The 26,617-nt window shown below is 70.5% G+C and carries 24 protein-coding genes and 2 pseudogenes; 10 read left to right on the forward strand and 16 right to left on the reverse strand.

Annotated elements, in window-relative coordinates; translation table 11 throughout:
- Positions 1-4: 4 nt before the first annotated feature.
- Both OG306_RS04095 and OG306_RS04100 read right to left on the reverse strand, forming a co-directional pair.
- The gene (locus OG306_RS04095; RefSeq protein ID WP_266744677.1) at positions 5-799 is read right to left on the reverse strand and encodes an ABC transporter ATP-binding protein; all 795 of its coding nucleotides are present in this window, start codon (positions 797-799) and stop codon (positions 5-7) included.
- The gene (locus tag OG306_RS04100; protein ID WP_266744678.1) at positions 796-1,086 is read right to left on the reverse strand and encodes an SHOCT domain-containing protein; all 291 of its coding nucleotides are present in this window, start codon (positions 1,084-1,086) and stop codon (positions 796-798) included. Before OG306_RS04100 ends, OG306_RS04095 begins: the two co-directional genes overlap by 4 nt.
- A 550-nt stretch (positions 1,087-1,636) precedes the next feature.
- On the opposite strand from OG306_RS04100, the gene OG306_RS04105 reads away from it, so the two are divergent.
- The 3 genes from OG306_RS04105 (at position 1,637) to OG306_RS04115 (ending at position 3,384) form a co-directional block, all read left to right on the forward strand.
- Positions 1,637-2,143 carry a hypothetical protein gene (locus tag OG306_RS04105; protein WP_266744679.1) on the forward strand — a complete coding sequence of 169 codons (507 nt, stop codon included), beginning with the start codon at positions 1,637-1,639 and terminating at the stop codon, positions 2,141-2,143.
- A gap of 2 nt (positions 2,144-2,145) precedes the next feature.
- A complete protein-coding gene (locus OG306_RS04110; protein ID WP_266744680.1) occupies positions 2,146-2,520 on the forward strand; it encodes a tail fiber domain-containing protein in 375 nt (124 codons plus the stop codon).
- Positions 2,521-2,685: 165 nt separating this feature from the next.
- Positions 2,686-3,384 carry a 2OG-Fe(II) oxygenase gene (locus OG306_RS04115; RefSeq protein WP_266744681.1) on the forward strand — a complete coding sequence of 233 codons (699 nt, stop codon included), beginning with the start codon at positions 2,686-2,688 and terminating at the stop codon, positions 3,382-3,384.
- Between the two features lie 27 nt (positions 3,385-3,411).
- On the opposite strand, the gene OG306_RS04120 is transcribed toward OG306_RS04115, so the two are convergent.
- Positions 3,412-4,626 (reverse strand): ROK family protein, encoded by a 1,215-nt coding sequence (locus OG306_RS04120; RefSeq protein ID WP_266744682.1) that lies wholly within the window; start codon positions 4,624-4,626, stop codon positions 3,412-3,414.
- A 121-nt stretch (positions 4,627-4,747) separates the two neighbouring features.
- Here OG306_RS04120 and OG306_RS04125 point away from each other — a divergent pair, with 121 nt between their 5' ends.
- Entirely contained in the window at positions 4,748-5,959 is a 1,212-nt protein-coding gene (locus OG306_RS04125) for an MFS transporter (protein WP_266744683.1), read from the forward strand.
- A 155-nt stretch (positions 5,960-6,114) separates the two neighbouring features.
- Here the strand turns inward: OG306_RS04125 and OG306_RS04130 are convergent.
- From OG306_RS04130 to OG306_RS04145, 4 genes and pseudogenes are all read right to left on the reverse strand, one after another.
- A pseudogene (locus tag OG306_RS04130) lies at positions 6,115-6,342 on the reverse strand (MarR family transcriptional regulator); the annotation flags it as partial.
- A gap of 227 nt (positions 6,343-6,569) precedes the next feature.
- Positions 6,570-7,235, reverse strand: a complete 666-nt coding sequence (locus OG306_RS04135) for a response regulator (protein WP_266744684.1) — start codon at positions 7,233-7,235, stop codon at positions 6,570-6,572.
- Positions 7,232-8,473: a sensor histidine kinase gene (locus OG306_RS04140; RefSeq protein ID WP_266744685.1), complete on the reverse strand. Its 1,242-nt coding sequence runs from the start codon at positions 8,471-8,473 to the stop codon at positions 7,232-7,234. Before OG306_RS04140 ends, OG306_RS04135 begins: the two co-directional genes overlap by 4 nt.
- Positions 8,474-8,701: 228 nt before the next feature.
- Entirely contained in the window at positions 8,702-9,409 is a 708-nt protein-coding gene (locus tag OG306_RS04145; RefSeq protein WP_371665132.1) for a TetR/AcrR family transcriptional regulator, read from the reverse strand.
- A gap of 128 nt (positions 9,410-9,537) precedes the next feature.
- Here OG306_RS04145 and OG306_RS04150 point away from each other — a divergent pair, with 128 nt between their 5' ends.
- A complete protein-coding gene (locus OG306_RS04150) occupies positions 9,538-9,990 on the forward strand; it encodes a nitroreductase family deazaflavin-dependent oxidoreductase (protein WP_266907345.1) in 453 nt (150 codons plus the stop codon).
- Positions 9,991-10,144: 154 nt separating this feature from the next.
- On the opposite strand, the gene OG306_RS04155 is transcribed toward OG306_RS04150, so the two are convergent.
- Positions 10,145-11,359 carry a geranylgeranyl reductase family protein gene (locus tag OG306_RS04155; RefSeq protein WP_323183788.1) on the reverse strand — a complete coding sequence of 405 codons (1,215 nt, stop codon included), beginning with the start codon at positions 11,357-11,359 and terminating at the stop codon, positions 10,145-10,147.
- 183 nt (positions 11,360-11,542) lie between these two features.
- Between OG306_RS04155 and OG306_RS04160 the strand changes: the two genes are divergently transcribed.
- Positions 11,543-12,907, forward strand: coding sequence for a dipeptidase (locus OG306_RS04160; RefSeq protein ID WP_266744688.1), 1,365 nt, complete (start codon positions 11,543-11,545; stop codon positions 12,905-12,907).
- A gap of 240 nt (positions 12,908-13,147) precedes the next feature.
- Positions 13,148-13,858, forward strand: a complete 711-nt coding sequence (locus tag OG306_RS04165; RefSeq protein WP_266744689.1) for an MBL fold metallo-hydrolase — start codon at positions 13,148-13,150, stop codon at positions 13,856-13,858.
- Here the strand turns inward: OG306_RS04165 and OG306_RS04170 are convergent.
- The 5 genes from OG306_RS04170 to OG306_RS04190 form a co-directional block, all read right to left on the reverse strand.
- Positions 13,817-14,854, reverse strand: coding sequence for an NUDIX hydrolase (locus tag OG306_RS04170; protein WP_266744690.1), 1,038 nt, complete (start codon positions 14,852-14,854; stop codon positions 13,817-13,819). The genes OG306_RS04165 and OG306_RS04170 overlap by 42 nt on opposite strands.
- 512 nt (positions 14,855-15,366) lie before the next feature.
- Positions 15,367-15,960 (reverse strand): fasciclin domain-containing protein, encoded by a 594-nt coding sequence (locus tag OG306_RS04175; protein WP_266744691.1) that lies wholly within the window; start codon positions 15,958-15,960, stop codon positions 15,367-15,369.
- Positions 15,961-16,176: 216 nt separating this feature from the next.
- The gene (locus OG306_RS04180; RefSeq protein WP_371665133.1) at positions 16,177-17,106 is read right to left on the reverse strand and encodes a carbohydrate ABC transporter permease; all 930 of its coding nucleotides are present in this window, start codon (positions 17,104-17,106) and stop codon (positions 16,177-16,179) included.
- On the reverse strand, positions 17,103-18,017 hold the full coding sequence (locus OG306_RS04185) for a carbohydrate ABC transporter permease (protein ID WP_266744692.1): 915 nt from the start codon (positions 18,015-18,017) through the stop codon (positions 17,103-17,105). The genes OG306_RS04180 and OG306_RS04185 overlap by 4 nt, the downstream gene beginning before the upstream one ends.
- 44 nt (positions 18,018-18,061) lie before the next feature.
- Positions 18,062-19,351: an ABC transporter substrate-binding protein gene (locus OG306_RS04190; RefSeq protein WP_266752071.1), complete on the reverse strand. Its 1,290-nt coding sequence runs from the start codon at positions 19,349-19,351 to the stop codon at positions 18,062-18,064.
- 267 nt (positions 19,352-19,618) lie between these two features.
- Between OG306_RS04190 and OG306_RS04195 the strand changes: the two genes are divergently transcribed.
- Entirely contained in the window at positions 19,619-21,655 is a 2,037-nt protein-coding gene (locus OG306_RS04195) for an NPCBM/NEW2 domain-containing protein (RefSeq protein ID WP_266744693.1), read from the forward strand.
- Between the two features lie 120 nt (positions 21,656-21,775).
- Here the strand turns inward: OG306_RS04195 and OG306_RS04200 are convergent, their stop codons facing one another.
- On the reverse strand, positions 21,776-22,732 hold the full coding sequence (locus tag OG306_RS04200) for an ROK family protein (RefSeq protein WP_266744694.1): 957 nt from the start codon (positions 22,730-22,732) through the stop codon (positions 21,776-21,778).
- A 181-nt stretch (positions 22,733-22,913) separates the two neighbouring features.
- Here OG306_RS04200 and OG306_RS04205 point away from each other — a divergent pair, with 181 nt between their 5' ends.
- Positions 22,914-23,942 (forward strand): LacI family DNA-binding transcriptional regulator, encoded by a 1,029-nt coding sequence (locus tag OG306_RS04205; RefSeq protein WP_266752072.1) that lies wholly within the window; start codon positions 22,914-22,916, stop codon positions 23,940-23,942.
- Between the two features lie 13 nt (positions 23,943-23,955).
- On the opposite strand, the pseudogene OG306_RS04210 reads toward OG306_RS04205, so the two are convergent.
- Positions 23,956-24,295 (reverse strand): annotated as a pseudogene (locus OG306_RS04210) (M20/M25/M40 family metallo-hydrolase); the annotation flags it as partial.
- A gap of 42 nt (positions 24,296-24,337) precedes the next feature.
- Between OG306_RS04210 and OG306_RS04215 the strand changes: the two are divergent.
- Positions 24,338-25,180: an alpha/beta fold hydrolase gene (locus tag OG306_RS04215; protein ID WP_266744695.1), complete on the forward strand. Its 843-nt coding sequence runs from the start codon at positions 24,338-24,340 to the stop codon at positions 25,178-25,180.
- A 64-nt stretch (positions 25,181-25,244) separates the two neighbouring features.
- Here OG306_RS04215 and OG306_RS04220 read toward each other — a convergent pair whose 3' ends face one another.
- Complete coding sequence (locus OG306_RS04220) at positions 25,245-26,543, reverse strand: DUF6986 family protein (RefSeq protein ID WP_266907337.1); 1,299 nt, start codon at positions 26,541-26,543, stop codon at positions 25,245-25,247.
- Positions 26,544-26,617 lie beyond the last annotated feature (74 nt).

The following is a 26,617-nucleotide window of genomic DNA, read 5'->3' on the forward strand; positions in this document are numbered from 1 at the left end:
GGCGTCACCGCCTTCGTGAGGGGTGGGGGGCGAAGGACTTGAACCGGTCGATTACGCGCTCCGCCGTGGGGTCGGTCATCCGGTCGACGAGCCGGCCGTCGGCGAGGAAGACGACCTCGTCGGCGTGGGCGGCGGCGACCGGGTCGTGGGTGACCATGACGACCGTACGGGCGGTCTGCCGGACGGTGCCGCCGAGCAGCCGGAGCACCTCCTGGCTGGAGCGGGAGTCGAGGTTACCGGTCGGTTCGTCGGCGAAGACGACATCGGGGCTGCCTGCGAAGGCCCGGGCCACGGCCACCCGTTGCTGCTGTCCGCCGGACAGTTCGCCGGGGCGGTGGTGCAGCCGGTCCCGCAGTCCGACGGTGTCGATCAGTGCGTCGAGCCACTCCGGGTCGGGGCGCTCGCCCGCCAGATCCAGGGGCAGGGTGATGTTCTCCGCGACGGTGAGTGTCGGCAGGAGGTTGAAGGACTGGAAGACGAAGCCGATGCGCTGCCGGCGCAGCAGGGTGAGCCTGCGGTCGTCGAGGGCGCTGAGGTCGGTGTCGCCGATGAAGGCGGAGCCGGAGGTGAGGGTGTCGAGTCCGGCCGCGCAGTGCAGGAGGGTGGATTTGCCGGAGCCGGAGGGCCCCATGATCGCGGTGAAGCGGCCGGCCGGGAAGTCGACGCTCACCCGGTCCAGGGCCCTGACCCGGGTGTCTCCCGTGCCGTAGAGCTTCACGGCGTCGACGACCCGGGCCGCGGCGGCGGTGGCGGACGTGGGGGTGGGGGTGGGCCCGGAGGTGGGAACGGTGGTCGTCATGCCACTCCCCCCTTGCCGCCTCGGCCGAACTGCTCGTCGAGGACGGAGATCCGGCGCCAGTACTCGTCCTCCTCGATCTCCCCGGCCGCGAAGCGGCGGCCGAGCAGCGTGATCGGTGACGGTTCGGCGGGGCTCTCCTGGGTGGCACGGGCCTGCCAGGGGCCGCGTCGGCCGCGCAGGACCGTGCGGCGCAGGAGAGTGACGCCGCCGATGACGACGGCCGCCCAGAAGAGCGGGAAGAGGAGGATCCAGGGCCCGGGCCCACCGCTGTACGCCAGGGTGTTCATCTCGGTCAGCTCCCTCGGTTCAGGATTCGCGGTCAGGTTTTCCCGACGACTGCGAGCCTGGCCCCGGAAGGGGGCCCGAGTCGTCGTACGGCCAGCGGCCGTGCGCGTACACCCTCGGGAGTACGCGGCGGATCCGCGGCTGCTCCCCTTGTCGGCCCGAGATCGCCGGGGTGGACGTGCCGGAGAGGCCGATTGCCGATACGGCGGTGTGGGGGTTCCTCTCCTCCTGGAGGACGGGCGCTCCCGCACGGCTTTGCGGTGGTGAGTCTGTTGCGGCGTGTTCTTCGGCGGTCGTTCATCGGTTTGAATGCGTCGATCGTGTTCGTCACCCTGCTGCTGCCGGTTCATCAGATGGCGCGAACTCGCTTTTATCAGCTGGTCGGGCCGGATGGGCGTGGATACGGTCGTTCGCGTCGTCCAGAAAGGGCGGCACCCGTCGCGTGCTGCGCGCGCCCGGGCCGCCCCGGCCGTCATGCGCTGGTACGGAGCACGCTCGGGCGGTTCCATGGGAGTGGACATGAGTTCTGTAGGTCGTAGGACCGTTGCGGTGATGGCCACGGCTTTGGCGTCGCTGGGTGTGGGGAGCGGTGTCACCGCATCCGCGGCCACCCCGGCCGCCACGTCGTGCAGCGGGGCGGAATGCCCCAGCCTGAAGCCGGCCAGGCTCACGACGAGCCAGGCCACCCTGAATGTCACCCAGATGCAACTGGAGAACATCCAGGCGATGGCGTCCGACGCGGTGACCGGGGAGCCCATCCGCGGTGCGAAGATCGTGTTCGCCACCATCGGCGGCCGGACGCTGGGGGCGGCCTACACCGACTACGACGGCGTGGCCTCGATCACCGCCCCGGAGAACCTGGGTCCCGGAACCCTCCAGGAGCTGCTGGGCGGCTACGAAGCGGCGATGGTCGGCGACGGCATCCACGCCCCGGTCGGGGCCCACGGAGCGATCACCGTCGGCACCGACCAGGCCCCTGGTGTCCCGAACTCCCCGTGCGCCATCTGCAGTGACCGCGGGCTCAAGCAGGACGTGGTCCCGGTCGACTGGAGCCGGTAAGGATGCGGATCTTCCACCGGCGGTCCCGGGCGGCCGACCACAGTGCCCCGGCCCGTCGTCCGGCCGGTGCGCGGGAGAGTGGCGCTGTGGCCCCGGTCGGTGCGGTCAATGGTCACGCGGTCCTGGCGACCGTGGCCGCGCTGCCCATCAGTACCTGGCGCTACCTCTGGGAGCCCGAAGACGTGCGTCACCTCGGGCCGATGGCCCAGGACTGGCACACCGCCTTCGGCTTCAACCAGGACGACACCACCATCCCCGTCGTCGACGGCCTCGGCGTCGCCCTGGTGTGCGTCCAGGCACTGCACCGCCGCGTGGAAGAACTCACGGCCGAAATGGATCGTCTGCGAGAAGCCGCGAACGCGCCCGACGCCGCGTGACGACGTGAGACGGCCTGCCCTGATGCTCCAGCGGTCGGAGGGGCGGACGGACAGTGGCCACGGACACTCCCGCGGTCGCCGCCCGCTCTCCGAGAGGGCTTGGGGAGTCGGCCCCTGCGGAACACTCATCACGATCCACAGGACACCATGACAGGACCGGACACCTTGGCACGACACGACACGGTGACGGAGCCGTCCGAGGCGATGGATCAGCCGTCACCGGTGTGTACGGACGCGATCTGGCGGCTTCCGGTGACGGTCTGTCGCATCACCCAGTTCCTGGGTGAGCAGACGGCCGGCGCCTTGCTGGAGCGCGCCATCGCCTCCACCGGCGACACGTTGAAGCCCTCCATGATCGGAGACCGGGAAGTGGTCCCCGGTCTTCGCCGGTCCCGGTCGTGCCAGGACTTCGCCGCGCCCGAGTTGACGGCGGCCATCGATGAGGTGCTGGAGGCGGTCGAACACACTCTGGGCGTCTCCTGCCAGTACACCGAACCCAGCTACGGCCTCAACGTGCACAACGACGGCGACTTCTACCGGCCGCACCAGGACACCAGCGCCGAGTACGCGCCCCGACGTCTACTCACGTTCGTGTACTACCTGCATCGCACACCCCGGCCTTTCGACGGGGGCGAGCTGCGTGTGTTCGACGTCGCCCTGCCACTGCACACCGAGACAGCCGGAAAGTGGGAGGAGCGCACCTGGCGGGACTGGGAGCCCGAGCACGACAGCATCGTGTTCTTCCGACCCACCGCCTGGCATGAGGTACGGCCGGTCAGCTGCCCGAGCAAGCAGCACGCGGACAGCCGCTTCGCCATCAACGGCTGGCTGTGCAGCCCCGACCCCGCGAACCGCGGCGGCTGAGCACCCGACGGCCGTCCCGGGAGCCCGTCACGTAAGCGCGGCCAGCGGATCGTCCAGCACCGGCTGCCAGGCGAGTTCCGCCGCGCCCACCAGGCTGTTGTAGTCGAGCGTGCACGGCAGGATCGGCACACTGCCGCTGCGCCCCCACAGGCTGCGGTCCGCCACCACCGCGCGCAGCCGCTCCGGATCCGCGTCGAGCAGGGCGCGGTGCAGTCCGCCGAGGATGATGCGGTCGGGGTTGAGGATGTTGACGAGTCCGGCGAGCCCGAGGCCGAGCCGGTCGATCAGCGCCTCGGCCGCGCCCCGCACCGCTGGGTCCTCGTACTCCGTACGCAGCAGATCGCCGGCCTGCTTGAGCAGCGACTCCTGCGGACCGGGTTCGCGACGGGCGGTGATCAGGAAGGCCAGCGGGTCGGTCTCGACGTCCAGGCAGCCGCGACCGCCGCAGTAGCACGGCCGGCCCTCGGGGTTCACCGTGAGATGCCCGACCTCCAGCGCGAGTCCCGAACTCCCGGTGTGCAGGCGGCCGTCGAGGACCAGTGCCCCGCCCACGCCGCGGTGACCGGTGGCCACACAGAGCAGATGCTGGGCGCCGCGCCCCGCACCGTGCCGGTGCTCGGCGAGTGCGGCGAGGTTGACGTCGTTCCCGGTGAACGCCGGCCCGGGGATGCCCGCTTCCCGTACCCGGTCGGCGAAGATCTCGCGGACCGGGGCGCCCGCGGGCCAGGCGATGTGCAGTGGGTTCAGTGCGGTGCCCTCCGGTTCGGCGACCGCGGACGGCACCGCGAGGCCCGCGCCGACGCAGCGCAGTCCGCTCTCCCGCAGCAGCCGGGCGCAGTCGTCGACGACGTCGCCGATGACCTGGGCCGGGTCCGCGGTGACGGTGGCACAGCTCGGGGTGGTGGCGACGAGCCGTCCGCCGAGCCCGACGAGCGCGGCCCGGAACCCGTCGGCGTGCACCTGGGCGGCGATGGCGACGGGGCCGGACTCCCGGATGGCCAGTCGGTGCGAGGGGCGGCCCTGCGAGCCGGCGGCGGAGCCCGGCCTGGAGTCGACCCGGATCAGTCCGAGCGCCTCCAGTTCCGCGGCGACCGCACCGGCCGTCGCCCGGGTGACGCCGAGTTCGGAGGTGAGGACGGCGCGGGTGGGCGCGCGTCCGGTGTGGACCAGTTCCAGCGCGGGTCCGAGCGCGCTGCGGCCCCTCTCCAACTTTGTCCGGGTGGTGGTCACCTTGCCGTTCATGGGGGCGAGTCTCCCATGATCCGCGGGTGTTGCCGACGCCCCGGTCGCGCACATCTGCCTCGTGCGCCCGTGGCAGGCAGCCGTCTTGCGCGCGTTGTCCGGACGCCCCTATGCTGAGTTTGTGCCGCAACTAAACAAATTGCGGACGGCCCTGCCGGGGGGACCGGGCGGAATCACCGCCCCAGCTTCGTCGGCCCGCCTCCGTACCGCGCTGACCGTGTTCTTCGCCCTCGACGGCTTCCTCTTCGCCGGCTGGGTGGTCCGCATCCCGGCCATCAAGCACCAGACCGGCGCCTCGGCCGCCACTCTGGGGCTCGCCCTGCTCGGCGTATCCGCCGGGGCCGTGGTGACCATGACGCTCACCGGCCGGCTGTGCCGGCGCTTCGGCAGCCATCCGCTGACCGTGGTCTGCGGCGTTCTCCTTTCCCTGAGCATCGCCCTGCCCGCACGGACGCATTCGGCGCTCGCGCTCGGCCTGGTACTGCTGGCCTTCGGCGCCGCGTACGGCGGGATGAACGTGGCGATGAACAGCGCGGCCGTCGACCTGGTCGCCGCCCTGCGGCGCCCCGTGATGCCCGGCTTCCACGCCGCGTTCAGCCTCGGCGGCATGGTCGGCGCCGGGCTCGGCGGCCTGGTCGCGGGCGGCCTCTCCCCCGCCACACATCTCTTCGTCCTCACCGGGGTCGGACTCCTGGTCACCGCGGCGGCCGGCCCGGTGCTGCTGCGTGCTCCGGCGCCGGGGCCCGCGCCCACGGCCGGCACCGCCGAGGTGCCGCGACCGGCCGGGCGGGCCCGCCGCACGGTGCTCCTGTTCGGTGTGATCGCGCTGTGCACGGCGTACGGCGAGGGCGCGCTGGCCGACTGGGGCGCCCTCCATCTCGAACAGGACCTGCATGCCCACCCGGGCATCGCCGCCGCCGGATACTCCCTGTTCGCACTGTCCATGACGGCCGGTCGGCTCAGCGGTACGGCGCTGCTCGAGCGGCTCGGCCAGACCCGGACCCTCGTCGCCGGCGGGACGACGGCCGCCGCCGGGATGCTCCTCGGCTCGCTCGCCCCGACCACCTGGTCGGCGCTCCTCGGTTTCGCCGTCACCGGTCTCGGTCTGGCCAATATCTTCCCCGTCGCGGTGGGCCGGGCGGGCGAGCTGGCCGGGCCCGGAGGAGTGGCCACCGCGTCGACGCTCGGGTACGGCGGGATGCTGCTCGGGCCGCCCGCGATCGGATTCCTGGCCGACTGGCTCTCCCTGCCGCTGGCCCTCACCACGGTGGCGCTGCTGGCCATCGCGGCCGCCGCGCTGGGATACGGAGCACGCAACGCGGCGCACGCCTGAGAGGCCGGCCCTGCTGCGCAAACGCCCCGCCGGGCAGCCCGGCCCGCTGACACGATCACCACCATGGAGATCACGGATCACATCAACACCCTCGCCGCCGAGGGACACTTGCTGGCGGCCGCCGCACAGGAAGCGGGAACCGGGGCGCCCGTGCCGAGCGCGCTCTGGCTGAGATGGACCCGGGCAGCCAGCTCCTGTACGCGGTAGGCGCAGCCGCCGTCCTCCGCCGCGCCTTCCGCGAGGATGTCGAGAACCTCGAAATCGCTGGCACCCAGGCCGTGCCGGTGCAGCTCGCGGTCGAGCTCACAGAGCGTCCTGGCGTGCAGCGCGAGGATGTCCCGCCACTCGTCGACGAGCACCCGCTCGGACTTGTTCGCCGCCATGACCGCACGTCAGCAGAGATGACACCTCTTGTTGCACGTGCATCAAATGCATATGCATCACATGCACATGCATTTGATGCACGTGCATGTACTGTGCTGCTCGTGACCTCTCCGCTCAACGGTGGCCGAGGGAAAGGTCCCGCCCTCGGCCACCGCACGCACGAGCTTCGAGACCCGGGCTCCCGAGACCGTGGCCTGGCCGGCCGCGCCTGCCGGGGTGCGCCGGGTCAGCCGAGCCAGCCGGGGCGCACGAGCCCCGACTCGTAGGCGAGTACGACGAGTTGGGCTCGATCCCGGGCGCCGAGCTTCACCATGGTGCGGCTGACATGGGTCTTGGCGGTGAGCGGGCTGACGACCAGCCGTCGGGCGATCTCCTCGTTGGAGAGCCCTATGCCGACGAGCGCCATCACCTCCCTTTCCCGTTCGGTGAGTTCACTCAGGCCGGTGACCGCCGGGGGTTCCTTGGACCGGGCCGCGAACTCGGCGATCAGCCGGCGGGTGACCCCCGGCGAGAGCAGGGCGTCGCCGGCCACCACCGCGCGTACCGCCCGCAGCAGTTCCTCCGGTTCGGTGTCCTTGACGAGAAAGCCCGAGGCGCCGGAGCGGATCGCCTCGAAGACGTACTCGTCGAGCTCGAAGGTGGTGAGCATGACCACCTTCACGTCACGCAGCCCGGGGTCCTCGGTGATCGCGCGGGTGGCGGCGAGGCCGTCGAGACATGGCATCCGGATGTCCATCAGCACGGTGTCCGGCCGTAGTTCGCGCACCATGCGTACGGCCTCCTCACCGTCGGCGGCCTCGCCCGCCACCTCGATGTCGGGCTGGGCGTCCAGCAGGGCCCGGAAACCGGCCCGGACCAGTAGCTGGTCGTCGGCGAGCAGTACGCGGATCACGGTGTCTCCTCCTTGGGCGCCGCCGCGCCGGGCGAGTCGGACAGCAGCGGGAGCTCGGCCCGCACGCGGAAGCCGCCATCGGCCCGGGACCCCGCCTCGATCGTGCCACCCAGGGCGGCGGCGCGCTCCCGCATGCCCGCCAGTCCGTTGCCGCTGCCGCCCGCCTCGTTACCGGTGGCCGGTCCTTCGTCGTCGATACGGAGCCGGATGCGGCCGGGCTCGTAGCCGATCCGGACCTGCGCGGTGCGCGATCCGGAGTGCCGGACCACGTTCGTGAGCGCCTCCTGGACGATCCGGAAGGCGGCGAGATCCGCGCCGGGCGGTACGGAGCCCCGCACCCCGTCGGTCTCGACGGTGACGGTCAGTCCGGTGCTCGCCGCCTGTTCGACGAGTTCGGGGAGCCGGTCGAGTCCGGGAGCCGGGGCCCTGGGGGCGTCTCCGGGGGTGCGCAGCGTGTCAAGGACCTGACGGACCTCGCCCAGCGCCTCCTTGCTGGCGGCCTTGATGGTGGTGAGGGCGGTACGGGCCTGCTCGGGGTCGGAGTCCAGCAACGCGAGCCCGACGCTCGACTGCACGTTGATGACGGAGATGCTGTGGGCCAGGACGTCATGGAGCTCACGCGCCATCCGCAGTCTCTCCTCGTCGGCCCGGCGCTGCTGGGCGGCCTCCCGTTCGGCGCGCTGGTCCGCCCACTGCTCACGGCGTACGCGGACGAATTCGGCGGCGGCGACGATGGCCACCACCCAGGCGGCGATGCCCAGTTCCTGCCCCCACGGTGCGGCGTGGCCACCGGCGGGCGGGAGCCAGCGGTAGAGCCAGTGGGCCACCAGGACGTGCCCCAGCCACACCATGCCGACGGCCGACCAGGCGGCCCGCCGGTGCCCGGCGACGACGGCGCTGAAGCAGCCCACGGCGACGGCCAGGAAGACCGGCCCGTACGGATATCCGGCGGCCAGATAGACCATCGCGGCGGCCGACGCCCCGAAGACGGCCACCACGGGGTGGCGGTGGCGCAGCAGGAGCACGGCGACGGCCAGGAAGAGCAGCAGCCGCGCGAAGAGGTCCAACGGCGCCCTCTCGCCCATCTGCCCCCGGGCCGCGATGGTCGAACCGATCATGACGACGGCACCGAGCAGGATCGTCGACGGCCAGGGCAGCCGGGAGGCGGAGTATCCCGGTTCCCCCGTCAGCCACCGCGGCGGCCCGCCGTGGCCCCAGTGTGAGCGTTGCTCTTCCATGGCGGCCACGCTAGACGGCGGACCACCGCGCGGGCGTCAGCCGGGCGTGGTGATCACCCGTACTCCCTGTGGAGTACGACGTACGGACCGATCGAGGGCGACGCCCGGTCCCGGGCCTGCCGTTCGGCGATCAGACCTGATTCGCGCGCCCCCGGCACCGCCGCGATCAGTCCCGGTCCGGACGAAAGACCCTAGTGCCCCTCCCGGCAGACATCGCCGGTCGCGGCACTAGCTGCCACGGGGGCCGAGCAGCCCGACCGTGCGGGCCAGTTCGGTGACGGCCTCCCGGAAGAAGACCTCCCGGGCCTCCACCACCCGGTTGAACTGGCCGAAGATCTCGAAGGAGATCAGCCCGAACATCTGTGACCAGGCGGCGATCAGCGGCGCTGCGACACCCGGAGGGAGGCCGGGCGCGAATTCGGCGACCATCCGCCCGGCCTCGGCGCGCAGCTCGGCGGCGAGTGGCGGCACGGCGAGACCGTCCGTGCGGTAGGCGTCGCCGACGATGGTGATCAGGACGAGGCCGACGCGGGAGGCGGGTCCGATCGTGGCCTGCGGCGCGGTGTAGCCGGGCACGGGCGAGCCGTAGATCAGGGCGTACTCGTGGGGGTGGGCCAGGGCCCAGTCGCGTACGGCGCGGGCGACCGCGGTCCAGCGTGCGAGGTGCGGGGCGGCCTCGTCGACGGCGGCCCGGTGAGCGGCCTCGGCGGTCTCGCCCACGGCGTCGTACGCGTCGACGATGAGGACCGTGAGCAGCTCGTCCCGGCTGGGGAAGTAGCGGTAGAGCGCGGAGGACGCCATGCCGAGCTCCCGTGCGACGGCGCGCAGTGAGAGTTTCGCGGCGCCCTCGGCCGCCAGTTGCTTCTTCGCCTCGCCCTTGATGGCGGCGGTGACCTCGATACGGGCCCGTTCCCTGGCTCCCCGGACAGTACTCATGGGCTTCAGTCTGCCACGGACAGAGAGCACCGACCAATAACGAGAGCGGTGCTCTTGTTATTGAGCACCGACTCCGTGCACACTGCTCTCAAGCGAGAGCACTGCTCTCACAATGAGAGGGAGTCATCATGTCTCAGCCGTACTACCTTCAGGGCGACGCCTTCAGTGTCCGGATGAACGGCGTCATCGGCTGGCTGGCCCGGCACGGCGTCAGCCTTCAGGGCTCGGCCGAACTGTCGGTACGCGGCCGCAAGAGCGGGCAGCCGCAGCGCATCCCCGTGAACCCCCACACCCACAAGGGCGCGCAGTACCTGATCTCCGCGCGCGGTCACTCCCAGTGGGTGCGCAACATGCGGGCGGCCGGCGGCGGCGAACTGCGGGTGGGCCGGAAGGTCCGTACCTTCACGGCCGTGGAGATCGCGGACGACGAGCAGAAGGCACTCGTCGTCCGCACCTACCTGGAGCGGTGGGGATGGCAAGTCAACCAGTACTTCCAGGGCGTCACCGCGAAGTCCACGGACGCCGAACTCCTGGCAGCCTGCCCGGACCACCCGGTCTTCCGGGTCGCCGTGGAGAACTGACCCGTAGCGGCCAGCCCCTCCCGGGCGTCCCGGTACCCGGCACCCGGCACCCGGCACCCGGCACCCGGCACCCGGCACCCGGCACCCGGCACCCGGCACCCGGCACGACCCTCCCAGTCTTCCGAGCGCCGCGAAGCGCCCCGGGTGTCAGGCCCTAACGGTCCATCGCCGACAGTGCCCGCTGCGCCAGCGGATGCGTACGGACCAGCTCGGCCAGCGAGGTCGTGCCCCGGGTGATCCCCGCGAACGCGTTCCACGCCGGGCGGAAACCCGTCAGCACCGCGTGCAGCACCCCGGGGCGGCGCTCGAAGAGCTTCAGCATGCGCCGTCCGACGCCCATCTCGACACCCAGGCCGGCCTTGATGGCGAAGGCGTAGTTCAGTGCCTGGCGCCGGGCGTCCACCGCGTCGTGCGACTCCGCGATGCGCACCGCCCACTCACCCGCGAGCCGCCCCGACCGGAGCGCGAAGGAGATGCCCTCGCGGGTCCACGGCTCCAGCAGTCCCGCCGCGTCGCCGCACACCAGCACCCGCCCGCGTGACAGCGGCGAGTCGTCGCTGCGGCAGCGCGTCAGATGCCCGGAGGAGATCTTCGGTTCGAAGCCGGCGAGACCGAGCCGGGCGATGAAGTCCTCCAGGTACCGCTTCGTGCCCGCGCCGTCGCCCCGCGCCGAGATCACGCCGACGGTGAGGACATCCCCCTTGGGGAACACCCAGCCGTAACTGCCGGGCATGGGACCCCAGTCGATGAGCACCCGCCCCGCCCAGTCCTCAGCGACCGTCTCCGGAACCGGGATCTCCGCCTCCAGGCCGAGGTCCACCTGGTCGAGCTTCACCCCGACATGAGCGCCTATCCGCCCCGCACTGCCGTCCGCGCCGACGACCGCGCGGGCAAGCACCGTCTCGCCGCCGGACAGCACCAGGGCGACCGTGCGCCGGTCCGGCACCGCGGCGCCGTGCTGCTCGACCCTTGTCACCGTCGCTCCGGTACGGAGTTCGGCGCCCGCCTTCTGCGCCTCCTCGACCAGTCCCGCGTCGAACTCGGGGCGGTTGATGAGCCCGAAGAGCATCTTCTTCGAGCGACGGGTGCGCGCCAGCCTGCCGTTGAGCGAGAACGTGACCGCGTGGATCCGGTCCCGCAGCGGCAGTTCGAATCCGGGCGGCAGCGAATCACGCGAATACCCGATGATGCCGCCGCCACACGTCTTATAGCGGGGCAGTTCCGCCTTTTCGAGGAGCAGTACCCGTCGGCCGGCGACCGCCGCCGCGTATGCCGCGGAGGCTCCGGCCGGTCCGCCACCGACTACAACGACGTCCCACACGGACGACTCTTCGTGCTCATGCCCGGCGTCTGCGTTCTCGCTGCTCACGATGTGCTTCTGCTCCCGATCCCACCAGTGGCCCATGCTGCTCACGGCATCCTACGGCGCGCCCGGCCCGCCCCCCGCTGTGGGAGGATCGACCGTACCTTCGTCCTTCATGCAACGCCGCACACTCGGTGTGCATGTAACCGGATTCGTACCCATAACGTCGCACCCACGAGGAGCGTTCCCATGACCGCCCGTCCGATCTCCGAGACCATTGCCTCGCTGATGCCCCGCGCCAAGACGGAGCTGGCCGAGCTGGTGGCCTTCCAGTCGGTGGCGGATCCCGCGCAGTTCCCGAAGAGCGAGTGCGAGGCGGCCGCCAACTGGGTCGCCGACGCGCTGCGCGCTGAGGACTTCCAGGACGTCGCCCTGCTCGACACCCCCGACGGCACCCAGTCGGTGTACGGCTTCCTGCCCGGCCCGGCAGGCGCCCCGACCGTACTGCTCTACGCGCACTACGACGTGCAGCCGCCGCTCGACGAGTCCGCCTGGCTCTCCCCGCCGTTCGAGCTGACGGAGCGGGACGGCCGCTGGTTCGGCCGCGGCTCGGCGGACTGCAAGGGCGGCTTCATCATGCACCTCCTCGCCCTGCGCGCCCTCAAGGCGAACGGCGGCGTCCCGGTCTCCGTCAAGGTGATCGCCGAGGGGTCCGAGGAGCAGGGCACGGGCGGCCTCGAGCGTTACGCGGAGGCGCACCCCGAGCTGCTGACCGCCGACACGATCGTCATCGGCGACACCGGCAACTTCCGGGTCGGTCTGCCGACGGTCACGGCGACGCTCCGCGGCATGACGATGCTGCGCGTCACGCTCGACACCCTCCAAGGGAACCTGCACTCCGGACAGTTCGGCGGCGCCGCCCCGGACGCGCTGGCCGCGATGATCCAGCTGCTGGCGTCGTTGCGCGCCGAGGACGGCACCACGACCGTCGACGGTCTCGCCACGGACACCGAATGGGACGGACTGCAGTACCCGGAGGCCGAGTTCCGCAAGGACGCGAAGGTCCTCGACGGCGTCGGACTGATCGGCACGGGCACGGTCGCCGACCGGATCTGGGCCCGGCCCGCCGTCACCGTCATCGGCATCGACTGCCCGCCGGTGGTCGGCGCGACCCCCTCGCTCCAGGCGAGCGCACGGGCGCAGATCAGCCTGCGTGTACCGCCGGGCCAGGACGCCGCCGCGGCGACCGGGCTCCTGACCGCCCACCTGGAGGCGCACGCCCCCTGGGGGGCCAGGGTGTCGGTGGAACAGGTCGGCCAGGGCCAGCCGTTCCGCGCGGACACCTCCAGCCCGGCGTACACGTCGATGGCGCAGGCGATGGAGGCCGCGTACCCCGGCGAGAAGATGCAGACGTCCGGCATGGGCGGCTCGATCCCGCTCTGCAACACGCTCGCCGCGCTCTACCCGGAGGCCGAGATCCTCCTGATCGGCCTGAGCGAGCCGGAGGCGCAGATCCACGCGGTGAACGAAAGCGTGTCGCCGGAGGAACTGGAACGTCTGTCGCTCGCCGAGGCGCTGTTCCTGCGGAACTACGCGGAGTCCAAGCAGGTCTGAGTTCGCGTCACTGTTCCCGCCGTGTTCCGGCGGGTCTCCTGTTCGCAGGGTTCGACCGGTGCGCCGCTCCGTCCGCGGCGGACCGGGTCCGGACCAAGGAACATCCCTTGGCGCCGACTCCGGTTCACGCCCGGCCCCGCGGGTTCCGGGCCGTCCGCGCCGCCGCACTACGCGGTGAGCGAAGCTCGCCCAGAGCGTAGATCCGGGCGGCGAGGGGGTCCGTCCGCGTACGTTCGCCGTATGGATCTCGTCGAGGTGCTTCCCCAGCTGTACATGTTCCGCTTCCGTATCGGCCAGGCATACCTGTGGCGCGACGGCGCGGACCTGACCCTGATCGACGCGGGCGACATCGACGCGGCGCCCGCGATCGAGGACGCCGTGCGCGGGCTCGGCCTGGACCCGGGCCGCATCGGCCGGATCGTGGTCACCCACGGGCACCGTGACCACTACGGCGCCGCCCAGGAGCTCGCCGACCGGCACGGCGCCGAGATCCTGGCCCACCGGCTGGACGCCCCGGTGATCCGGGGCGAGGAGGAGATCGCCGACCCTGTCCTACTGGACTGGGAACGGCCGTTGTACGAGCACGGGCTGACCGTTCCCCCGGCGCCGCCGACCCGTGTCGACCGCGAGCTGGCCGACGGCGACGAGATCGGGTTCGGCTCGGGGGCCCGGGTGATCCACTCCCCCGGCCACACCCCCGGCTCCATCGGTGTCCATCTGCCGCGCCACGGTGTGCTGTTCACCGGCGACTGCGTGGCCGCGGTCGACCGGGTGATGCTGGGCGTCTTCAACATCGACCGGGCGCAGGCCCTGGCCTCGTTCCGGCGGCTGGCCGCGCTGGAACCGGCCACGGCCTGCTTCGGGCACGGCGATCCGCTCACCGTCGACGCCGCCGCGGTGCTGCGCGCCTCAGCCGACCGGGACTCCGGCCTCCAGGTTGAGCACGGTTGACCGCTCCCGGGCCCGCAGCGCCCAGCGCAGCCGTTCGTACCGGGTGGGGGGCAGCATGGTGGCCGCCTCCTCCTCGGTGACGAACCGCCAGCCGCGCAGTTCGGAGCCGGGCAGCAGCAGCCGTTCGGCGTCCGCACCGGGCAGCAGGCCGCCGTCGAAGAGCATCCGCAGCCCTCCGTAGCCGGGTGGTTCGGGCGCCTCCCAGTCGACCACGAGGAGTTTCGGCACCCGGTCGAGGTGGATGCCTATCTCTTCGGCCACTTCACGGATCCCGGCCTGTGCCGGTGCCTCGCCGGCCTCGACCACCCCACCGGGGAATTCCCAGCCGGGTTTGTACGTCGGGTCGACGAGCAGCACCCGGTCGTGTTCGTCGAAGAGCAGGACGCCGGCCGCGACGGTCTCCGCCGTCGGCTCGGGCGTCTGCACGATCTCGCAGGCGGCGGCCGCTCCGGTGCGGACCGCCTCGGCTATTCGCTCGGCCGTCTCGTACGGGGAGAGCGCGCTGGTGTCGATGGGGTGGGCGTCCCGGGTGAGCCAGCCGAGCGCCGCCCGGTAGGGCTCGATGTGCTCGTAGGCCCACTGCCGGATCCGTTCGCTGTGCTCCGGGTCGTCGGCGAACTCCACCCGGTCGGCGATCCGCTTGCGCAGGATCGTTTCCTCGGGTGAGAGCAGAACATGGCGCACCGGAATGCGCCGGGAGGCGAGCCCTCCGAAGATCTCGTCGCGATACTCCTGTCGTAGCAGCGTCATCGGCACCACCAGTACCCCGGACACCTCGGCGAGCACGGCCGCCGCGGTATCCACCACCAGACGCCGCCAGATCGGCAGGTCCTGGAAGTCCGTCACCTCGGCAAGTCGCTTCTGGGGCAGCAGATACCGCAGCCCCGCGCCGATCAGTTCGGGGTCGTAGAAGGTGCTGTTCGGGATCAGATCGACAAGCTCGCGCGCGGCGCTCGTCTTGCCCGCGCTGAACGCACCGTTGATCCAGACGATCACGGTTCCCCCTCTTCCGTAGCCCCCTGTGGCTTGCCCGCAACACCCTGCCGCGAAAACCCGCCTGTGGCGATGCTGCTACCCGAAAGGACCCGTCGGATGCCCGCGTGCGACGTCCCCTTGTGTTCGTTGTGCCCCGCCGAGCGGCGTGACGCTGTAGTGGACGGCCGCGCTACGGACCCGTCGTCGACTGTCCCCGGCCGGACGGCTGGCGCGCCGGGTCCGTACGGACAGGCAGCGCACGGCTGTTGCCGAAGCGGCGGTGGCACAGGGGAACTAACGATGCGGAAGAATCGAGCCGGAGCACAGGAATCGGGCCGACCGCCGGCGTATGACACGTCGATCGCCCAGCAGTCGATCGCCCAGCAGAAGTGCGAGAACGAACTGCGCACAAAGGGCCGCGCGCCAGGAACCGCCATGGCCCCTGCGGGCCGCCGACACCCTCGGCTCGCAGGGGCACAGGACCGGACGAAGTCCTGCCGACCGGGCAGGAATCGTCGTCCCGGTGCGGGATCCTAGGACGGCGGCATGAGGACCTTGTCGACGAGGTAGACGGTGGCGTTGGCCGTCTTGATGTCCCCACAGACGATCTTCGCGGTGTCGTTGACCTTGAACGACGTGCCCGACCCGGTGGTCTTGAGCATCGAGCCCTCCCGCGTCTTGAAGCTGCCGTTGGGAAGCTCGCTGGGGGTGATGGTCTTGTCCACGACGTGGTAGGTCAGGACCTTCTTCAGCTGCGCCTTGTCCTTGAGCAGGCCGGCCAGCTTCATCTTGGAAATCTTGTCGAAGGCCGCGTTCGTGGGGGCGAAGAGGGTGACGTGCTTCGCGTCATTGAGCTTGGTGGTGAGTCCGGCGTCCTTCAACGCGAGTGCCAGCTTGGTCAGTTTCGGGTTGTTGGCCGCTGCGGTGGCCACGCGTTCCTTGGCCATGCCCTTGGCACTGCCCTTGCCCTCGTGCGGCAGCGAGGAACATCCCGGGCCGAACGGGCTCGGTGTGCTGGACGCCGTGTTGTCGGCGAACGCCTGCGGGGCGAACGCGCCGAGCGAGAGCGGGAAGGCCACCACAGCGGTGATCGCTGCGGCACTCGTACGGATGCGATGTGAACTCATGCGATTCCTCTTCCCTCTGGAAGGAGGTCCGTGAGGCGTCGATGGCGACCCTCGCAGGACGAAGAGCGTGTCCGGCCGCCGGGGGCCTGTGCACCGCTCCGACATGCCTCATGGACCACTGGATCAAGCCTAGACATCACCTGGCGAAATGCGCACCCCGAGGGCATTTGGCTGGTTGCACCACTGGCCCACACCCGGTTTCTCGCCGGCCGTCCGCTACCCCTTGCTGGAGCCCAGGGTGAGGCCCGCGATGAAGTGGCGCTGGAGCAGCAGGAAGACCACGAGCGTCGGCAGCGCGACGATCACGGAGCCCGCTGCGAGCAGGTTGTAGTCCGTGAAGAACTGCCCCCTGAGATTGTTCAGCGCCGAGGTGATGGGGAGCTTGTCGCCATCGGAGATGAAGACCAGTGCCCAGAGGAAGTCGTTGTACATCCAGGTGAACTGGAGCGTGCCGAGTGCGGCCAGGGCGGGACGGCAGAGCGGCAGGGTGATCCGCCGGTACTGGGTCCAGACACCCGCGCCGTCGACGATGGCGGCCTCCAGGATCTCCTGCGGCAGGGTGCGCATGAAATTGGCCAGGACGAAGACGCAGAAACCGAGCTGGAAGCCGATCTGGACGACGATGACGGCCCAGTACGAGTCGAACATCGTCATCGAGTCGGACATCCAGTAGGGCAGCGGGATGCGGTTGAACACGACGTACAGGGGCGTGACGATCACCTGCTGCGGCAGCAGGTTCCCGGCGGTGAAGAGCATCAGCAGGACGAGCCCGCCACGCATCTTCAGCCGGGCCAGTGCGAAGGCCACGAACGAGGCGAGGAAGAGGGTGATGATCACCCCCGGGACGGCGATGATCATGGTGTTGACGAAGTACTTCGTCATGCCGGAATCGGAGAACGCCTGGCGGTAGTAGTCCAGGGAGAGGTGGCGCGGCAGCGAGAAGTAGCCGTGTGCGGAGGTCTCGTCGTACGGCCGCAGCGAGGCGTACACCGCGAGCAGCAGCGGGGCGAGGAAGGCGAGGGAGACCGCCATCAGGAAGGCGTGGACACCGATCCTGCCGGGGCGCACCCGGCGCCGGGCGGCCGGGGCCGGATGCGCCTGTGGCGCGGTGGGGCGGGCGGAGACGGGGGCGGCGTGGACGGTCAACGGTTCTTCTCCCCTCGGAGCTCCTGGACGAGGTACGTCACGACGAATCCCAGGGAGACGGCCAGCAGGACGACGGCGATGGCGGAGCCGAAGCCGATGCGGCTGGCCTCGCCGATGATGTTGTCGGTGACGAGCACCGAGAGCAGTTCGAGTCCGTTGCGGCCATGATTGACGGCGTACACGATGTCGAAGGCGCGCAGGGATTCGATGACGGTGATGACGCCGACGATGACGTTGACCGGCCGCAGCGTGGGGAAGACGATGCGGAAGAAGGTCTGCGCCTCGCCCGCCCCGTCGATCGCCGCGGCCTCCTTGAGCGAGGGGTCGACGGCCTTGAGCCCGGCGAGGTAGAGGATCATCACGTAGCCGGTGTGCCGCCAGGCCGCGGCCAGCAGGACCATCCAGATGTTGAGGTCCGGATCACCGAGCCAGTCGGTCGGCGAACTCGTGTCCCCGATGACCGCGTTGAGGGCTCCCTGGTCGCGGGAGAAGATTAGTTGGGCGATGAAGCCGACCACCGCGAGCGACAGCACGACGGGCATGTAGAGCGTCGACTGGTAGAAGCGGCTGAAACGCACGCCCCTGTCGATGAGTACGGCGAGGAGCAGCCCGAACGGTGCGGCGACGAGGCCGAGGAAGGCGAGCCAGAGCAGGTTGTGCCGGGCGGCGGGCCAGAACTGCGGGTAGTTGGTGAAGAGGTTCGCGTAGTTCTGCGTACCGACCCACTTGATGTCGCCGATGCCGTCCCAGCTGGTGAAGGAGAGCATGACGGAGGCAAGGGTGGGTCCCCATACGATGGCGATGTCGAGCAGGACGGGTATGCCGAGCAGCACACCCAGTACGGCGAGGTCCCGGCGGGTGAACCGCCGCGAGACCCGCCGCCCGGTGCGCCGCGCCGAGATGAACGACACGGTCGGTACTCCAGGTTCCGTCGGATTGCGTCGGGGCGTCCGGGTCAGTCGGCGGCGAAGATGGTCTTCTTCTGCCGTTCGATGTCGTTGACCAGTCCGTCCACGTCGTTCGGGTTGCTGATGAACTTCTGGATCGCCGGGATCATGACCGTGGAGGAGAAGTCCGGCCGGGTGTCGCGGTCCAGGAACTGGGAGATCTGCTTCGCCCCGGAGACCAGATCCACGGCCTTCTTCTGGAGGGGTGAGTAGGCGGAGATGTCCGCCTGGTCGCTGACCGCGATGTTGTTCGGGTCGCTCTTCAAGTAGATGTCCTCGGCCTTCCCGGTGGCCAGCCACTTCAACAGGTCCTTGGCGCTCTCCAGGGTCTTCTTGTTCTTGAGGTTCTTCGACTTCTTCGCCAGCAGGAATCCGTCGATGGGTGCCTCGACCGCGTCCTGTCCGTGCTCCGGGTTGATGACGGGGAAGGGGAAGAAGTCGATGTCGCTCTGTTCGTCCTTCGGGAACTGGGCTCCGGGGTGCGGCAGACCGAACACGGCCATGCCGGCTTCCCTCTTCTGGAGGCTGTTGGCGGCCTCCTGCCAGGTACGGCCGTTGGCGCCCTGCTGGCAGTACGGGAGCAGCCGGCGCCAGGTGTCGAAGACCTCCCTGACCCGCTTGTCGGTCCAGGCGACTTCCCCCGCCATCAGGCTCTTGTGGAACTCGTAGCCGTTGGTCCGCATGTCGATGTAGTCGAAGGTGCCCATGGCGGGCCAGCCGTCCTTGTCGCAGAAGGCGATGGGGTCGAGCTTGTCCTTCTGCATCTGCTTGGCGAGAGCCACGTACTCGTCGAGAGTTTTCGGAGCCTGATAGCCACGGTCGGCGAACAGGCTCTTCCGGTGGAATACGGCCCATGGATAGTAGTAGTACGGCGTGAGGTACTGCTTGCCGTCCGCTCCGGTGGACTGGGCTTTCAGTGCGGCCGAGAAGCCCTTGTAGTCCTGCCAGTTGTCGCTGATTTCGTGCAGCAGGCCCTTCTTGGCGAAGAACTGCATGCGGTTGCCCGCGAACCACATGAAGACGTCGTCCGGCTTGCCCTGCAGATACCGGTTGATGTTCTCCTGAAAGGTGTTGTGGTCGACCGTGTTGACCTTCACCTTCCGCCCGTCCGACTGCGCCTCGTACGCCGCGAAAGCTTCCGCGAATGCCTTCTTCGGAATGGGGTCGGACGAATTCGAGCCCATGGTGATCGTTTTCCCGTCGCCACCGGGGCCGCTGCCGCAGGCGGTGAGCAACGCCGGCAGGGTCACGGCTCCCGCACCAACTGCCGCACCGCGCAACAGACTTCGCCGGGACATCCGATGTCCTGCGACGCTGCCCGGTACACCTGACCTGCCGTAATCAGACTGCGTCATGCCCGACTCCTCCGGAGATGCAACCCAACACAACCGAACGTGCGATTGGATCTCACCCCCAAGTTGGGGCGCCGTCAAGGGTTTTGACGAGATATCGGAGAAGCCGCAGCCCACCTCTTCCAACAGACTTCAACACGGCCTAACGTAATCGCACGCCTTGGCGTGCACATGCCGTCATCCGATCACGGACGAGTATGGAGGAACGTAACGATGCGTCATCTTCCAACCCGTACAACCCGAACCGACCGACGCGGACTCATCGGAGCGCTGCTGGCCGGACTGCTCTGCGCCGCGGGCGCCACCGGGCCCGCCGTCGCGGACTCACCCGCTCCGGCCCCCGCTCCGGCGCCACGGGCCGGTAACAGTCTTGCGCTCACCCCTCCGATGGGGTTCAACAATTGGAACTCGACCCACTGCCGCGCCGAGTTCAACGAGTCGATGGTCAAGGGAATCGCCGACATCTTCGTCGAGAAGGGCCTCAAGGACGCCGGCTACGAGTACGTCAATCTCGACGACTGCTGGGCGAAGCCGCAGCGCAATGCGGACGGAAAGCTGGAGGCCGATCCGCAGCGCTTCCCGAACGGCATCAAGGCCGTCGCCGACTACGTCCACTCCAAGGGCCTGAAAATCGGCATCTACACCAGCGCCGGCACCAAGACCTGCGACAGCGTGGGCCTTCCGGGGGCGCTCGGCCATGAGTACAGCGATGCGCGGCAGTTCGCGGACTGGGGAGTCGACTACCTCAAGTACGACAACTGCAACAACCAGGGCGTCGACGCGAAACAGCGCTACACGACGATGCGGGACGCGCTCGCGGCGACCGGCCGCCCCATCGTCTACAGCATCTGCGAATGGGGCCAGAACAAGCCCTGGGAATGGGCCGGCGAGCTCGGCAACCTCTGGCGCACGACGGGCGACATCAACGACAGCTGGGGCAGCATGCTGTCGATCATGAAGCAGAACCTTCCCCTCGCGGCCGCCGCGGGCCCCGGGCACTGGAACGACCCGGACATGCTGGAGGTCGGCAACGGCGGCATGACGGACACCGAGTACCGTACCCACTTCTCCATGTGGTCCGTGATGGCGGCGCCGCTGCTCATCGGTTCCGATCTGCGCACGGCGAGCCCGGAAACCTTCGAGATCCTCTCCAACCACGAGGTCATCGCGGTCGATCAGGATCCGCTGGGCAAGCAGGGCGTCGTGGTCTCCTCCAATGGCGGGCGCTGGGTCGTCGCCAAGGAGATGAAGGACGGCAGCCGGGTCGTGGCGCTCTTCAACGAGACCGGGTACGCGCAGCGCATCTCGACGACCGCGAAGGAGGCGGGTCTGCCGGAGGCCGACGCGTACACGATGCGCGACCTGTGGCAGCACACGACGTACAACACGGCGGGCGGCATCTCCGCGACCGTGCCGGCGCACGGCACGGTACTGCTGCGCACAGCCGCCGACAGCAAGTGGGCCGCCAACCCGCCGGCCGTGGAACTCGGTCTGAACGGCAGCCCGTTCGTGGAGGCCGGCCGCGACGCGTCGCTGACGACGTCGGTCACCGATCTGGGCCGTACGCCTGCCAAGAACGTCTCCACGGCGCTCACCGGCCCGTCGGGCTGGCAGATCAAGGCCCTGTCGCCGACCGGCACCGGCGTCGTGCCCACCGGCCGTGCGCTGACCACACGCTGGCAGGTGACGCCTCCCGCGGGCACAGCCACCGGTACGTACGATCTGAAGCTCAGCGCCGAGTACCGGTCTCCGACCGGGACGCGCGTGCAGACCTCGGTGCCGTTCCAGGCGCGTGTGGTGGTGGCGCCCCCGGCGGGCAGCAGCTACCTGAGCGATCTGCCGCAGCTCTCCGCGTCCAACGGCTGGGGCCTGGTCGAACAGGACACCAGCAACGGTGAGAGCCAGGCGGGGGACGGCAATCCGATCACCATCGGCGGCACGGTCTTCGCCAAGGGGCTCGGTGTGCATGCCGACAGCGCCGTCGAGTACTACACCGGCGGGGCGTGCGGCGCCGTGACGGCCCAGGTCGGGGTCGACGACGAGACGGGGACCAAGGGCACGGTCGTCTTCGAGGTCTGGGCCGACGGTACGAAGGTGGCGTCCACCGGCGTACTGACCAATGCGATGTCCGCGCAGCCGCTCTCGGCGGATGTGAGCGGCGCGCAGATGGTCCGTCTGGTGGTCACCGACGGCGGGGACGGCATCGATTTCGACCACGCGGACTGGGCGGACCTGCGGATCTCCTGCTGACGGAAGCGTCTGGCCGGACGACCGACGCGGCGTCGCGGTCGCGGCCCCATCGCGTCTTCGGACGTCGGACGGCCCCCGGGACCGAGTCCCGGGGGCCGTCCGGCGCTTCTCGCCGCGCGGTCAGGCGCGAACAGCCGCGGCCCCGCCCGGCCCCACCCGCGCCGCCGCGGCCGCCGCGCCCACCAGCCCCGCGTCGGTGCCCATCACCGCCGGGGCCACCGTGAGGTGCTGGACGAAGGAGAGCGTGGCGTACCGGCGCAGGGCACGGCGCAGTGGAGCGAACAGGATGTCGCCCGCGCCGGCGACTCCCCCGCCGATCACCGCGATGTCGATCTCGACGAGCGTGGCCGTGGCGGCGATCCCGGCAGCCAGCGCCTGCGCGGCACGCTCGAACGAGGCGATGGCGATACGGTCCCCGGCCCGCGCGGCGGCGGCCACGGCAGCGGCCGAGGCGTCGCCGTCCGGTCCGGGCCGCCAGCCGGTCTCCAGCGCCCGGCGGGCGATGTTCGGTCCGCTGGCGATGCGTTCGACGCAGCCGCGCGAACCGCACGGGCACGGGTCGCCGTCCAGATCCACGCTGATGTGGCCGATGTGCCCGGCGTTGCCCGTGGGGCCGGGGTGCAGCTTTCCGCCGAGGACGAGTCCGCCGCCCACACCGGTCGAAACGACCATGCACAGCGCGTTGTCGTAGCCGCGGGCCGCGCCCAGCCAGTGCTCGGCCGCCGTCATCGCGACGCCGTCGCCGACGAGTTCGACGGGCAGTCCGCCGACCGCCTTGCCGACGCGCTCCACCAGCGGGAAGTCGCGCCAGGCGGGGACGTTGACGGGGCTGACCGTGCCGGACGCGGCGTCCACCGGGCCCGCGCTGCCGATGCCGACAGCCGTCGCCCGTCCCCACAGCGGTGAGCCGGACAGCTCGGCCAGGACCTCCGTCACGGCCCCCATCACCGTCTCGGCGCTCTCCCGGGCGGGCGTCGGCCGCTGCGCCCGTACGAGAAGCGCGCCGCCGCCGTCCACCAGCGCGGCGGCGATCTTGGTTCCGCCGATGTCCAGCGCGGCGACGAGGTCGGTATGCATCGGTGTGGCTCCGTGATGAGTCGGGTACGGGACCTGCGGCTTCAGTAGGCAGTCTGCCCAGTCTCCATTCAGCTGACAACGTTGTCCAGGGCCTATGCTCGACGCCACAGCCTCCGGCCTCTCCGCAGCACCGTTCGCGGGCCCGCCGGACCACCCGCAGCCGACGACAGGACAGCGCACCGTGGCCGAGACCGCCCGTCACTCCGAGACCCGTTACGGCAACCGGCCGACCATGAAGGATGTGGCCGCTCGCGCCGGAGTGGGCCTCAAGACGGTCTCCCGTGTGGTCAACAGCGAGCCGGGGGTCACGCCGGACACCGAACGCCGGGTCCAGGAGGCCATCGAGGCGCTCGGCTTCCGCCGCAACGACAGCGCGCGCGTGCTGCGCAAGGGCCGCACCGCCTCCATCGGGCTCGTCCTGGAGGATCTCGCCGACCCGTTCTACGGGCCCCTGAGCCGCGCGGTGGAGGAGGTCGCCCGGGCGCACGGCGCCCTGCTCATCAACGGGTCGAGTGCCGAGGACCCGGAGCGTGAGCAGGAGCTGGTCCTGGCCCTGTGCGCGCGCCGGGTGGACGGTCTCATCGTGATCCCGGCCGGCGACGACCACCGCTATCTGGAGCCGGAGATAAGGGCGGGCGTCGCCACCGTCTTCGTGGACCGCCCGGCGGGCCGGATCGACGCCGACATGGTTCTCTCCGACAGCTTCGGCGGCGCCCGCGAGGGCGTCGCGCATCTGATCGCGCACGGCCACCGCCGGATCGGCTTCATCGGCGACCAGCCGCGCATCCACACCGCCACCGAGCGGCTGCGCGGCTACCACGCGGCCATGGCGGACGCCGGGACGGCGGTGAAGGACTCCTGGGTCTCCCTCGGCTCGACGGCCCCGGACCGGGTCCGGGCCGCGGCCGAGGAGATGCTGTCCGGCCCCGAGCCCGTCACCGCACTGTTCGCGGGCAACAACCGGGTGACGGTGACGGCGGTACGCGTCCTCGCGGAGCAGGAACGACGGATCGCCCTGGTCGGCTTCGACGACATCGAGCTGGCCGACCTGCTCGGCATCACCGTCATCTCCCAGGACGCCGCGGCCGTGGGCCGGACGGCGGCCGAGCACCTCTTCCGCCGGCTGGACGGCGCGGACGACGCGCCGGCGCGGGTGGAACTGCCGACGTCACTCATCGCCCGCGGCTCCGGCGAACTGCCGCCGGCCTGAGCCGGGGGGTCGACGGACTGGACCCGTGCCCGGCGCGCCCGCACGGTCACGTCCAGGGCATCGGCGGCGGTCAGGATCGGTCCGGGGCGGGTGCCGACGAAACCGTGCGGCAGCAGGGCGGACGCGATATGAAGGGCGTATGCGGCCTCCGGCCTGGTGCCCGCAGCATCGAGCACACCTTCGTCGACCATGGCCCGGGCCCCGGTGTCGCCTTCCTCGCCGGGCTGAAACATGAACACCACGGTTCCGGCCAGTGTGTCGCGCCGCTCGCAGAGCAGCCGTACGGCGCCGACCAGTCCGGCGGTGTGCAGGTCATGGCCGCAGGCGTGCATCATGCCGGGGAGCTCTGCATAAACCGCTTGCCGTCTCTGTCGTACGGTCATAAGGATTACGTCGTGTCTGCTTTCACCGCTCCCGACGGAACCGAACTCGCCTATCACCTCGTGGGTGAAGGCGAGCCGCTGCTCGTTCTGCCCGGTGGCCCCATGCGTGCCTCCGCCTACCTCGGCGATCTGGGTGGGCTGTCGAGCCGACGCCAACTGGTCATGCTCGACCTGCGGGGCACCGGCGACTCAGGCGTCCCCGCCGACCCGGCCACCTACCGCGTCGACCGACAGGTGGCCGATGTGGAGGCCTTCCGCGAACACCTCGGTCTGGACCGCGTGGACGTGCTGGCGCACTCCGCGGGCGGCGATCTCGCGATCCTCCACGCGGCCCGGCATCCCGGGCGCATCCGGACCCTTACGCTGATCACCACCCGTGCGCGTGCCCTCGGTGTCGACTTCACCGAGGAGCATCGTCGCGAAGCCGCCGCCCTGCGCACGGCCGAGCCGTGGTTCAAGACCGCGCGGGACGCGTACGAGGCGGTCCGGGCAGGCTCCGCCACCGACGCCGACCGGGATGCCGTCGCCCCGTTCTTCTACGGGCGTTGGGACACGGCCGCCCAGGCCCATGCAGCAGCCGACGTCGAGCAGAGCAACTACGAGGCCGCGGACATCTACGCGCCCGACGGCGCCTTCGCCCCTGCCGCGGCCCGCGACGCCATCGCCGCGCTGGACGCCCGGGTGCTGGTCCTTGCGGGCGAGCTGGACAGCGGTCCGCTTCCTCGCGTCGCGGCCACCGTCGCGGGATTGTTCCCCGAGGCCGAACTCGCCGTCCAGCCGGGCGCCGGCCACTTCCCATGGCTCGACGATCCCTTCCGCTTCAGCGGGACCGTCGAGACCTTCCTGCGGGGCTGACGGTACGGGCCGGAACCCATGCCTTCCTGATGGCGGGTTACGGCACGGGCCGGAACCACGCACGCTACGGCCCCGTCACCGTCAGCCCCCCGCGTCGCGGCGATGCGAAGACGTCCAGGTCCGCGCGCGTCAGCCCGGTCAGCCGGGCGACCTCCGCGGTGTCCAGGGCGCCGCAGTCGATGCCGCGCAGGAGATATCCGCTGAGCGCCTTGGCGGTGGCGGGTTCGTCCATGACGTCGCCGCCCGCCTTCGCGACGTACGCGGCGAGCCGCCCGGCGGCCTGCTCCAGGCCCTCGCGGTAGAAGGTGTACACCGCCGCGTAACGGGTCGGCAGGTGGCCCGGGTGCATGTCCCAGCCCTGGTAGTAGGCGCGGGCCAGCGCGCGGCGCGTGAGGCCGTAGTGGAGCCGCCAGGCGTCGTGGACCTGGTGGGTGGGGCCGACCGGAAGGACGTTGGTGGAGCCGTCGCAGACCCGTACGCCGGTGCCCGCGGCGGCGACCTGCATGACGGCCTTGGCGTGGTCGGCGGCCGGGTGGTCGCTGGCCTGGTAGGCGGGACTGACGCCGACGCAGGCGCTGTAGTCGAAGGTGCCGTAGTGCAGACCGGTGGCGCGGCCCTGCGCGGCGTCGATCATGCGGGCGACGGCCGCGGTGCCGTCGGCGGCGAGGATGGACTGGCTGGTCTCGATCTGGATCTCGAAGCCGAGCCGGCCGGCCGGCAGGCCGTGCGCCTGCTCGAACGCTTCGAGGAGCCGGACGAAGGCGGTGACCTGCTCGGGGTACGTCACCTTGGGGAGGGTGAGGACCAGTCCGTCGGGGAGGCCGCCCGCCTGCATCAGGCCGGTGAGGAAGACGTCCGTGGTGCGGATGCCGCGGTCGCGTACGGCGGCCTCCATGCACTTCATCCGGATGCCCATGTACGGGGCGGCCGTGCCGTTCTCGTACGCCTGTGAGACGAGCCGGGCGGCGCGGGCCGCGGCCTCGTCCTCCTCGGCGTCGGGGCGGGGCCCGTAGCCGTCCTCGAAGTCGATGCGCAGGTCTTCGACGGGCTCGCGCTCCAGCTTGGCGCGTACTCGCTCATGGACGGGGGCGGCGAGCTCGTCCGGGATGCCGAGTGCGGTGGCGAACGAGGCCGCGTCGGGGGCGTGTTCGTCGAGGGCCTTCAGTGCCTGGTCGCCCCAGGACCGGATGGTGCCGGAGGTGAACGCGTCGCCGGGGACGTAGACCGTGTGGACCGGCTGGCGCGTGCCCGGGTCTCCCGGGTAGCGGCGGGCGAGCTCGGCGTCGACCGCGGTGAGGGAAGCGCTGATCTCCTCGCTGACCGCACCGGCGAGACTCGTTGCCACCTTCTCCTGCTGTCCCATTTCCACACCCTCCACAGTCACGTTGTTTCCGCTTCCCGGAATCAACAGTCCGTATAGTGAAGTTATAAGGCCGT

Source organism: Streptomyces sp. NBC_01241, from assembly GCF_041435435.1.
In the GTDB taxonomy this organism is placed as follows: domain Bacteria; phylum Actinomycetota; class Actinomycetes; order Streptomycetales; family Streptomycetaceae; genus Streptomyces.

Bases quoted from the DNA above. Each gene is read 5' to 3' on its own strand.
- OG306_RS04095 (WP_266744677.1), bottom strand. From the start codon at position 799: ATGACGACCACCGTTCCCACCTCCGGGCCCACCCCCACCCCCACGTCC.
- OG306_RS04100 (WP_266744678.1), bottom strand. From the start codon at position 1,086: ATGAACACCCTGGCGTACAGCGGTGGGCCCGGGCCCTGGATCCTCCTC.
- OG306_RS04105 (WP_266744679.1), top strand. From the start codon at position 1,637: ATGGCCACGGCTTTGGCGTCGCTGGGTGTGGGGAGCGGTGTCACCGCA.
- OG306_RS04110 (WP_266744680.1), top strand. From the start codon at position 2,146: ATGCGGATCTTCCACCGGCGGTCCCGGGCGGCCGACCACAGTGCCCCG.
- OG306_RS04120 (WP_266744682.1), bottom strand. From the start codon at position 4,626: ATGAACGGCAAGGTGACCACCACCCGGACAAAGTTGGAGAGGGGCCGC.
- OG306_RS04140 (WP_266744685.1), bottom strand. From the start codon at position 8,473: ATGGAAGAGCAACGCTCACACTGGGGCCACGGCGGGCCGCCGCGGTGG.
- OG306_RS04145 (WP_371665132.1), bottom strand. From the start codon at position 9,409: ATGAGTACTGTCCGGGGAGCCAGGGAACGGGCCCGTATCGAGGTCACC.
- OG306_RS04150 (WP_266907345.1), top strand. From the start codon at position 9,538: ATGTCTCAGCCGTACTACCTTCAGGGCGACGCCTTCAGTGTCCGGATG.
- OG306_RS04160 (WP_266744688.1), top strand. From the start codon at position 11,543: ATGACCGCCCGTCCGATCTCCGAGACCATTGCCTCGCTGATGCCCCGC.
- OG306_RS04165 (WP_266744689.1), top strand. From the start codon at position 13,148: ATGGATCTCGTCGAGGTGCTTCCCCAGCTGTACATGTTCCGCTTCCGT.
- OG306_RS04175 (WP_266744691.1), bottom strand. From the start codon at position 15,960: ATGAGTTCACATCGCATCCGTACGAGTGCCGCAGCGATCACCGCTGTG.
- OG306_RS04190 (WP_266752071.1), bottom strand. From the start codon at position 19,351: ATGTCCCGGCGAAGTCTGTTGCGCGGTGCGGCAGTTGGTGCGGGAGCC.
- OG306_RS04195 (WP_266744693.1), top strand. From the start codon at position 19,619: ATGCGTCATCTTCCAACCCGTACAACCCGAACCGACCGACGCGGACTC.
- OG306_RS04200 (WP_266744694.1), bottom strand. From the start codon at position 22,732: ATGCATACCGACCTCGTCGCCGCGCTGGACATCGGCGGAACCAAGATC.
- OG306_RS04220 (WP_266907337.1), bottom strand. From the start codon at position 26,543: ATGGGACAGCAGGAGAAGGTGGCAACGAGTCTCGCCGGTGCGGTCAGC.